Origin of the sequence: Undibacterium sp. SXout7W, assembly GCF_049339385.1 — a bacterium.
GTDB lineage: Bacteria > Pseudomonadota > Gammaproteobacteria > Burkholderiales > Burkholderiaceae_D > Undibacterium.
Genome location: NZ_JBMPPF010000049.1, coordinates 1 through 1,722, shown reverse-complemented (window position 1 = coordinate 1,722; position 1,722 = coordinate 1). Strand labels below are relative to the sequence as shown.

Here is a 1,722-nt window from a genome sequence, read left to right as displayed (position 1 = left end):
TTACGATCAAGCCATCCAGCAACTGTACGTTGCTTACTTCAATCGTCCTGCTGATCCAGCAGGTCTGAACTACTGGAACACAGTAGTAGCAGCAAACAAAGGCTCCACAACAGCAGTTTCCGCCGCGTTTGCAGGCTCTGCAGAATACAAAGCTGCTTACGCAGGTTTGAACAGCACACAAATCGTTGACCGCGTTTACCAAAACCTGTTTGGTCGCGCAGCAGAACCATCCGGCCTGGCATACTGGGCACTGGCTCTGGACCAAAAAAATACAACCATCGACAACGTTGTTACAATCATCGCAACAGCTGCTCAAGGCACTGACGCTACTGCTTACAAAAACAAAGTAACAGCAGCCACATCCTTCACAACAGCACTCGATACCAACGCTGAAATCGTTGGCTACACAGGCGACGCAGCTCTGGGCATCGCAAAAACATACATCTCCAGCGTAACTGACGATGCCTCCCTGGCAAAAGCAATCGCTACTGATGCATTGAACCAAACAGTATTCGCAGCAACAGCTGGCGCACTGACTGTTGGTACATTGACAAACGGTGTTGACAACCTCGTTGCACACACATTCAATGCACCACAAGTGTACACACCAGGCGGCAACAACTTCATCAACTCCCTGCAAAATGATGACAAGCTGACAGGTACAGATGCTTCCGACGACGTATTGAACGTTACTCTGGGCAATCCAAACGACAACGGCCAAGCTGAAATTCTGCCAACATTGTCCAAAATCGAGACAATCAACGCAAAATTTGATGCAACATCCCAGTCCATGGTTCTGGATCTGCAAGATTCTACTGGTGTTAAAGCAATCAACATCACACGTATCGCTGACGGCAAAAATGCAACAGTGAAAAACATCACTGAAGCAACTACTAATACATTGTCCGTTGCTAACACACAATCTCCAGCTGGCACAGTCACATTCAACTACCTGACATCAGCAGTTGCTGGTGCAACAGACACAGTCAATGTGACAGCATCCAACATCAACGTGGCTAACCTGACAGTACAAAGTGCTGACGGTACTAAAGGTTTCGAAACATTCAACCTGACATCCACTGGTTCTGCCAACACCATCAAACAATTGACAGCACAAGACATACAAACGCTGAAAATCTCTGGTGACACCAACCTGACTCTGGGTGCAGCTTCCAACACAACAGGCGGCGTGAACAACCAACCAGAAGCAACACGTTATGCAGCTGGCCTGGACAACGTTGCAGGTTCCCTGAAAGCAGTAGATGCTTCCGCACTGAAAGGCGCGCTGGACATCACTATCGGCACAGAAATCAATGCTGGTCTGGATAACACATCCGGCGTGAACATCAATGAAACAATCACTGGTGGTTCCGGCAACGACATCTTCCGTCTGGCAACAGGCGCAAGTATCGATGCAGCTGACTCCATCATCGGTGGTGCAGCAACTGGTACAGATACTAATACACTGGTCTTGTTGGGTAACAACACAGTCGCAGGTACAGTGTCTAAAGTACAAGCACTGGAAATCCGCACTGGTCACGACGCTGGTGCTGTTGCTGATGTTGTGAACGTTGATGCTTCCAAGATCGTTGATCTGGCAACAACTTACATCCGTAACGAAGGTCAGCAAAACACTGGCACATGGACTTCCGCTGCTGAAGGCGCGACCGTTAACCTGACAAAACTGACTGCTGCACAAGACACAGCAATCACAATCGCTCA

Annotated in this window: 1 protein-coding gene; it reads left to right on the top strand. The window is 48.6% G+C overall.

Going from position 1 to position 1,722, the window contains the following annotated elements:
- The coding region (locus tag ACO0LB_RS20400; RefSeq protein WP_423052506.1) for a DUF4214 domain-containing protein at positions 1-1,722 on the top strand (1,722 nt) is incomplete at both ends.